General features: G+C 70.2%; 7 protein-coding genes. 6 read left to right on the top strand and 1 reads right to left on the bottom strand.

What is annotated here, in order from left to right; all coding sequences use genetic code 11:
• From ACXJLU_RS24480 to ACXJLU_RS24455, 6 genes are all read left to right on the top strand, one after another.
• A partial coding sequence (locus ACXJLU_RS24480) for a TolC family protein (RefSeq protein WP_457335470.1) occupies positions 1 to 688 on the top strand: 688 nt, incomplete at its 5' end.
• Positions 689 to 719: 31 nt separating this feature from the next.
• Complete coding sequence (locus ACXJLU_RS24475) at positions 720 to 1,871, top strand: efflux RND transporter periplasmic adaptor subunit (RefSeq protein WP_457335468.1); 1,152 nt, start codon at positions 720 to 722, stop codon at positions 1,869 to 1,871.
• A 34-nt stretch (positions 1,872 to 1,905) separates the two neighbouring features.
• Positions 1,906 to 5,001 (top strand): efflux RND transporter permease subunit, encoded by a 3,096-nt coding sequence (locus tag ACXJLU_RS24470; RefSeq protein ID WP_457335466.1) that lies wholly within the window; start codon positions 1,906 to 1,908, stop codon positions 4,999 to 5,001.
• A gap of 59 nt (positions 5,002 to 5,060) precedes the next feature.
• Positions 5,061 to 5,387 (top strand): hypothetical protein, encoded by a 327-nt coding sequence (locus ACXJLU_RS24465; protein ID WP_457335464.1) that lies wholly within the window; start codon positions 5,061 to 5,063, stop codon positions 5,385 to 5,387.
• Positions 5,388 to 5,509: 122 nt separating this feature from the next.
• Positions 5,510 to 6,271, top strand: coding sequence for a TerC family protein (locus ACXJLU_RS24460; protein ID WP_073467721.1), 762 nt, complete (start codon positions 5,510 to 5,512; stop codon positions 6,269 to 6,271).
• A gap of 11 nt (positions 6,272 to 6,282) precedes the next feature.
• Positions 6,283 to 6,984 carry a Bax inhibitor-1/YccA family protein gene (locus ACXJLU_RS24455; protein ID WP_457335462.1) on the top strand — a complete coding sequence of 234 codons (702 nt, stop codon included), beginning with the start codon at positions 6,283 to 6,285 and terminating at the stop codon, positions 6,982 to 6,984.
• 16 nt (positions 6,985 to 7,000) lie between these two features.
• On the opposite strand, the gene ACXJLU_RS24450 is transcribed toward ACXJLU_RS24455, so the two are convergent.
• Positions 7,001 to 7,519, bottom strand: coding sequence for a LapA family protein (locus tag ACXJLU_RS24450; protein ID WP_457335460.1), 519 nt, complete (start codon positions 7,517 to 7,519; stop codon positions 7,001 to 7,003).
• Positions 7,520 to 7,621: the final 102 nt, after the last annotated feature.

Raw genomic sequence — 7,621 nt, 5'->3', positions numbered from 1 at the left:
GCTGGCGGCCGGCACCGCGCGCCTCCCGCAGCCGGCCGAGCTGGCGATCGACAGCGTGCCGGCCGAGGTGCTGAACCAGCGGCCCGATGTCTTCAACGCGGCGCGTGAACTCGGCGCGGCGAGCGCCGAGGTGTCGCAGGCGCGCGCGAAGCGGCTGCCGCGCGTCACGCTGGCCGGCTCGATCTCGCGCGCCCGCGTCGACCTGGGGGATGCCACCCAGAGCGGCACGGTCTGGTCGGTCGGGCCGCTGGCGGTCACGCTGCCGATCTTCGACGCCGGCCTGCGCCGCGCCAATGTCGATGCGGCCCGCGCCCGCTACGACGAGGCGGCGTCGCTCTACCGCGCGAAGCTGCGCACGGCGGTGCAGGAGGTCGAGCAGGCGCTGGTGCAGCTCGACAGCAGCGCGGCGCGCACCGAGAACGCCCGCATCGCCGACGAAGGCTTCGAGCAGTCGTTCCGCGCCACCGAAGCCCGCTTCAAGGGCGGCCTGGCCAGCCTGTTCGAGCTGGAAGACGCGCGCCGCAGCGCGGTGCTCGCGCACGGCACGCTGATCGACCTGCAGCGCGAGCGCGTCGCCGCCTGGATCACGCTGTACCGCGCGCTCGGCGGCGGCTGGCGCACCGGCACGTCGGTGGCTGATGCCGCGGCTGCCGGCAATTCCCCAGGCCCCACGAAGGCCACCCCCTGAACACCCCGACGATCCACAGCTCACGCCCACCATGACCCAACGACTGAAGCCCCTGCTGCTGTCCCTCGCCGCTGCCGGCGTGCTCGCCGCGCTGCTGGCCGTCTCGGTGACGAGCACCGTCCGCGCCGCCGACGAGAAGAAGCCCGCTGCCGCCAAGCCCGCGCTGACCGTCACCGTGACGCAGCTGCAGCCGGCCAGCCTGCCAACGCTGCTGGCCGCCAACGGCAGCATCGCCGCGTGGCAGGAGGCGATCGTCGGCACCGAGGCCAACGGCCTGCGCCTGGCCGACGTGAAGGTGAACGTCGGCGACGTGGTCAAGCGCGGCCAGGTGCTCGCGAGCTTCGCGTCCGACACCATCCATGCCGACCTGGCGCAGACCCGCGCCGCGGTTGCCGAGGCCGAGGCGAATGCCGCCGAGGCGGCCGCCAACGCGCAGCGCGCTCGCGACCTGCAGCCCACCGGCGCGCTCAGCGCGCAGCAGACCAACCAGTACCTGACCGCCGAACGCACCGCGCAGGCGCGGCTCGAGGCCCAGCGCGCCGCCGCCCAGGTGCAGCAGCTGCGACTGCAGCAGACGCAAGTGCTGGCGCCCGACAACGGCGTGATCTCGTCGCGCAGCGCCACCGTCGGCGCGGTGCTGCCGGCCGGCCAGGAGCTGTTCCGCCTGATCCGCGGCGGCCGGCTCGAATGGCGTGCCGAGGTGCCGTCGTCGGAGATCGGGCCGCTGAAGCCCGGCATGGCGGTGCGCGTGCTGCCCGCCAGCGGCGAGCCGGTGACCGGCAAGCTGCGCATCATTGCGCCCACCGTCGACGCGCAGACGCGCAACGGCCTGGTCTACGTCGACCTGCCGGGCGGTGCCAGCGCCGCGAAGGCCGGCATGTTCGCGCGCGGCGAGTTCGAGATCGGCTCGCAGCAGGGCATGACGCTGCCGCAGAGCGCGGTGCTGCTGCGCGAGGGCTTCAGCTACGTGCTGCGGGTCGGGGCCGACAACAAGGTCACGCTGGTCAAGGTGAAGGTCGGCCAGCGCGTCGGCGAGCGCATCCAGATCCTCGGCGGCCTGCAGCCGGCCGACCGCGTCGTCGCCACCGGCGGCGGTTTCCTGGGCGATGGCGACACGGTGCGCGTGGTCGACGCGCTGCCGGTGCCGGCGGCCGCCTCCGCTGCCGCCACGGCCTCGCGCTGAGCGCGCGCCGGCTTCCCTTCAAGGACGACGCCCCATGAACATCAACGTCTCCGCCTGGTCGATCCGTAACCCGATCCCCGCGGTGCTGCTCTTCATCCTGCTGACCCTGCTCGGGCTGTACAGCTTCAAGAGCATGAAGGTCCAGAACTTCCCGGACATCGAGCTGCCGACCGTCACGATCTCGGCCGCGCTGCCGGGGGCGTCGCCGTCGCAGCTCGAGACCGACGTCGCGCGCAAGATCGAGAACTCGGTCGCGACGCTGCAGGGCCTGAAGCACGTCTACACCTCGGTGACCGACGGCCTGGTCACGATCACCGGCGAGTTCCGGCTCGAGAAGCCGGTGCAGGAGGCGGTCGACGACATGCGCGCCGCCGTCTCGCGGGTGCGCGCCGACCTGCCGGCCGACCTGCGCGACCCGGTGGTCACGAAGATGGAGCTGTCGGGCTCGCCGATCCTGACCTACACCGTCGCGTCGGACCGGCTCGATGAAGAGTCGCTGTCATGGTTCGTCGACAACACGGTCGGCAAGCAGATGCTCAGCGTGCGCGGCGTCGGCGCGGTCGCGCGGGTCGGCGGCGTCACGCGCGAGGTGCGCGTCGAGCTCGACCCGGCCAGGCTGCTGGCGCTGAACGCCACCGCGGCCGACATCTCGCACCAGCTCAGCAAGATCCAGCAGGAGGCCTCGGGCGGCCGCACCGATGTCGGCGGCGCCGAGCAATCGGTGCGCACCATCGCGACCGTGCGCTCGGCCGAGGAGCTCGCGAAGATGGAGATCTCGCTGGCCGACGGCCGGCGGCTGCGGCTGGAGCAGGTCGCGCGCGTCAGCGACACGGTGGCCGAGCAGCGCTCGACGGCGCTGCTGAACGGCAAGCCGGTGGTCGGCTTCGAGATCACCCGCACCCGCGGCGCCGGCGAGACCGAGGTGGCGGCCGGCGTGCGCGCCGAGATCGAGGCGATGAAGGCGGCGCACCCGGAGGTGAAGTTCGACGAGGCCTTCAACTTCGTCGACAACGTGCAGGAAGACTTCGACAGCTCGATGGCGATGCTGTACGAAGGCGCCGCGCTGGCGGTGCTGGTGGTGTGGCTGTTCCTGCGCAACTGGCGCGCGACGCTGGTGTCGGCACTCGCGCTGCCGCTGTCGGTGATCCCGGCTTTCGCGTTCATGTCGCTGGCCGGCTTCACGCTGAACGGCGTGACGCTGCTGTCGCTGTCGCTGGTGGTCGGCATCCTGGTCGACGACGCGATCGTCGAGATCGAGAACATCATGCGGCACCTGCGCATGGGCAAGACGCCTTTGCAGGCGGCGATGGAGGCGGCCGACGAGATCGGCCTCGCGGTGATCGCGACCACCTTCACGCTGATCGCGGTGTTCCTGCCGACCGCCTTCATGAGCGGCGTGGTCGGCCGCTTCTTCGTGCAGTTCGGCTGGACGGCGGCGATCGCGGTGTTCATGTCGCTGGTGGTCGCGCGGCTGCTGACGCCGATGATGGCCGCCTACCTGCTGAAGCCGCCGACCGGCGAGCACAAGGAAGGCCGCTGGCTCGAGATCTACATGCGCTGGGTCACGGCCGCGCTGCACCACCGCGTGATCACGACGGTCGCGGTCATCGCGTTCTTCGCCGGCTCGATCGTCCTCGCCGGCATCCTTGAGAAGGGCTTCATCCCGCCGGACGACCTGTCGAAGTCGCAGGTCTCGATCTCGCTGCCGCCGGGCGCCACTTTCGCGCAGACGCTGGCGGTGGCCGAGCAGGCGCGCGACATCGTGCAGAAGAATCAGTACGTGAAGCTGGTCTACACCGCGGTCGGCGGCGGCAACACCGGGGCCGACCCGTTCGCCGGCGCCGGTGCGGCCGAGGTGCGCAAGGCCTCGCTCAGCATCAACCTGACCGAGCGCGGCCACCGGCCGAAGAAGCAGGTGATCGAGCAGCAGCTGCGCGACGCGCTCGCCGGCCTGCCGGGCGCGCGGGTCGCGGTCGGCTTCGGCGGATCCGGCGAGAAGTACGTGGTGGTGCTGGCCGGTGAAGACGGCGACGTGCTGCTCGAGCATTCGAAGCAGGTCGAGCGCGAGCTGCGCACGATCGCCGGCATCGGCGCGGTCACGTCGACCTCGAGCCTGGTGCGGCCGGAGCTGATCGTGCGGCCCGATTTCGCGCGCGCCGCCGACCTCGGCGTCACGTCGGCCGCGATCGCCGACACGCTGCGCATCGCCACCGCCGGCGACTACGACCAGAGCCTGCCGAAGCTGAACCTGTCGCAGCGCCAGGTGCCGATCGTCGTCAAGCTGGCGGCCGATGCGCGCACCGACCTGGAGTTGCTGTCGCGGCTGGCGGTGCCGGGCGCGAAGGGGCCGGTGATGCTGGCCAACGTCGCGACGCTGTCGATCGACAGCGGGCCGGCGCAGATCGCGCGCTTCGACCGCAAGCGCAACATCAACTTCGAGATCGAGCTGAACGGCCAGTCGCTGGAGCATGTGCAGAGCACGGCCGAGCAGCTGCCCAGCCTGCGCAGCCTGCCGGCCGGCGTGTCGCTGGCCGGTGTCGGCGATGCCGAGGCCATGCAGGAGCTGTTCTCCGGCTTCGGCCTCGCGATGCTGACCGGCGTGATGTGCATCTACATCGTGCTGGTGCTGCTGTTCCACGACTTCGTGCAGCCCGTGACCATCCTCGCGGCGCTGGTGTTGTCGGTGCCGGGGGCCTTCCTCGCGCTGTTCGTCACCCACACCGCGCTGTCGATGCCGTCGATGATCGGGCTGATCATGCTGATGGGCATCGCGACCAAGAATTCGATCCTGCTGGTCGAGTACGCGATCATGGCGCGCCGCGAGCACGGGCTGTCGCGCTGGGATGCGGTGCTCGACGCCTGCCACAAGCGGGCCCGGCCGATCGTGATGACGACCATCGCGATGGGCGCCGGCATGCTGCCGATCGCGCTCGGCATCGGCGTCGATTCGAGCTTTCGCGCGCCGATGGCCATCGTCGTGATCGGCGGGCTGATCACGTCGACCTTCCTGAGCCTGCTGGTGATCCCGGTGCTGTTCACCTTCGTCGACGACGTGGTGCAGTGGGTGTCGCGCAAGGTTCGCCGGCACCATCCGACGGATGGCGCACCGGCAGCGGTGGTGGCGAAGTAGCCGCTCGAAGTAGCCCCTCGGGCCGGCACGACATGCCGGCCCGGTACACTGCGGCCGCTATGGTGTCCCGCGGTCTCGTCCTCGTCCTCACGCTCTTCCTGCTGGCAGCCGGCCTGATGGCCCGCCCGCAGGCGAGCGAGATGCCGTCGGTGCAGGCCGTGGTGGCGATCGTCGACGACGGCAGCGCCCAGGAGCGCGATGTCGACGACCGCATCCAGTCGGCCGGCGAAACCGTCGCCGACGTGCAAGACCTGCTGACCGGCGCGTTGCCGGTGCCGGACCCCGGCTTCTCGCTGGCCCGTCCGCCCCTCGCCACCGACCCCGCTCGCCCGGCGCCCTGGCTCGACGGCCTGCGGCGGCCGCCGAAGGCACTCGCGCTCTCCTGAGAACCCCGCCGCGGCGCGTCCGCGGCCGGCGTTTCCGCCCGACCTCCGCTCGTCCCCGTTTCGTCCCCGTGCGTTCGCGGCCATGCCATCCTGGCGGCCCCACGGACCACCACTGCCACGCCATGGAATCCCTCCTCGACCCCAACCTCTGGATCGCCTTCGCGATGCTCACCGCCCTGGAAATCGTCCTCGGCGTCGACAACATCATCTTCATCTCCATCCTCGTCGGGCGCCTGCCGGCGGAGCTGCGCGACAAGGCGCGGCGCCTCGGCCTCGGCTTCGCGATGGTCTCGCGGCTCTTGCTGCTGTTCTCGCTGAGCTGGGTGATGGGCCTGACCGCCGACCTGTTCACCGTGCTCGGCCAGGGCATCAGCGGGCGCGACCTGGTGCTGCTGTTCGGTGGGCTGTTCCTGCTGTGGAAGGCCTCGCACGAGATCTTCGTCGAGGTCGAGGCGCGCGAGCAGCACGGCCCGGCGCCGGTCACCGACGAGGCCGCGCTGAAGGCGGCCGGCCAGCGGATGTTCTGGGGCGTGATCGGCCAGATCGCGGTGATCGACATCGTGTTCTCGCTCGACTCGGTGATCACCGCGGTCGGCATGGTCGACCGCATCGGCGTGATGGTCGCGGCGGTGGTCGCCTCGGTCGGCGTGATGCTGGTGGCAGCCAAGCCGATCGGCGACTTCGTCGACCGCCATCCGTCGGTCAAGGTGCTGGCGCTGTCCTTCCTCGTGATGGTCGGCATGGCGCTGACGGCCGAGGCTTTCGACGCGCACGTGCCCAAGGGCTACATCTATGCCGCGATGGCGTTCTCGCTCGCGGTCGAGGTGCTCAACATCCGCGCGCGCGCCAAGCGCCGCGCGAACACTCCTGCAACTTCGAACTGAAGGAATCCGTCATGAATCCGCTGTCTCAAGTTTCAACCACCGGCTACGCCGGTGAGTCCACCTCGGTCGAACAGCGCAACAAGGTGCTGCGCAACACCTACTGGCTGCTCGCGCTGTCGATGGTGCCGACGGTGCTCGGCGCCTGGATCGGCGTGTCGACCGGCATCGCGCGCGCGATGTCGCCGGGCGTCGGCCTGGTGGTCTTTCTGGTCGGCTCGTTCGGCCTGATGTTCGCGATCGAGAAGACCAAGAACTCGGCGGCCGGCGTGCCGGTGCTGCTGGCGTTCACGTTCTTCATGGGGCTGATGTTGTCGCGCCTGGTCGGCGCGGTGCTCGGCCTGTCGAACGGCGCGAGCCTGATCATGACGGCCTTCGCCGGCACCGGGGTGGTCTTCCTCGGCATGGCGACGCTGTCGTCGGTGATCAAGCGCGACCTGTCCTCGATGGGCAAGTTCCTGTTCATCGGCGTGATCCTGCTGCTGGTGGCCGGCATCGCGAACTTCTTCATCCAGTCGAGCGCGCTGATGATCACGCTGTCGGTGCTGGCGATCGGCATCTTCTCGGCCTTCATCCTGTATGACCTGAAGCGCGTGCAGGACGGGCATGAGACCAACTACATCACCGCGACGCTGGGCGTCTACCTGAGCGTCTACAACGTGTTCCAGTCGCTGCTCGCGCTGCTGGGGATCTTCGGCGGGAGCCGCGACGAGTAAGCCGTCCGGGTAGACGTCAGCGCAGGTGTTCGCGCACGGGCGGCCGGTCGATCTCGGCCGCCAGCCCGTGCGAGCGCTCCAGCCGATCCTCCAGCTCCCCGAGGTGCGCCGAGATCCCGTTGGTCGCCTCCTCCAGCGCCACCTGCTGCTCCCGCCGCAGCTGGTCGAAGCGCGCATTCACCGCGGCTCTGGCATCCAGCCCCGATTGATTCAAGCGAGAGAGTTCGGCGGCCAGAAACGTCTGCAACTCGGTGAAGCGCGACGCCTCCGCCTTGTCGGCCAGCTCGCGCTGCGCCTGCAGGTCCTTCGAGAGCCGGCGCGCTTCCAGCATCGCCTTGCCCTGCAGCTGCAGCGCCCACACGACGAACCACACGCTGATGAAGACGAAGGCGCCGAGCAGCAGCATCGGCAACGGCGCCTGCACGGTCGTGAAGCCGAGCGACAGCGGCGTCGGCGCGACGAAGGCCTGCCAGTTCAGCAGCGTGAAGACGGCCATCACCAGCAGGGCCACAAACAGCACGAGCACGCGGACCATGGCGGTCTCCTCGAAGTGAACGATCAGGCTGCGAGCGTACGACCGCCGTGGCCCCGCGAGGTGTAGGACAAGCGCGCGAGCCCTGCTCGGACCAGCACGCGT

It is taken from the genome of Rhizobacter sp. P5_C2 (assembly GCF_054049715.1).
Note: the sequence above shows the minus strand (reverse complement) of the source record. Positions and strands in the feature narration are given on the sequence as shown.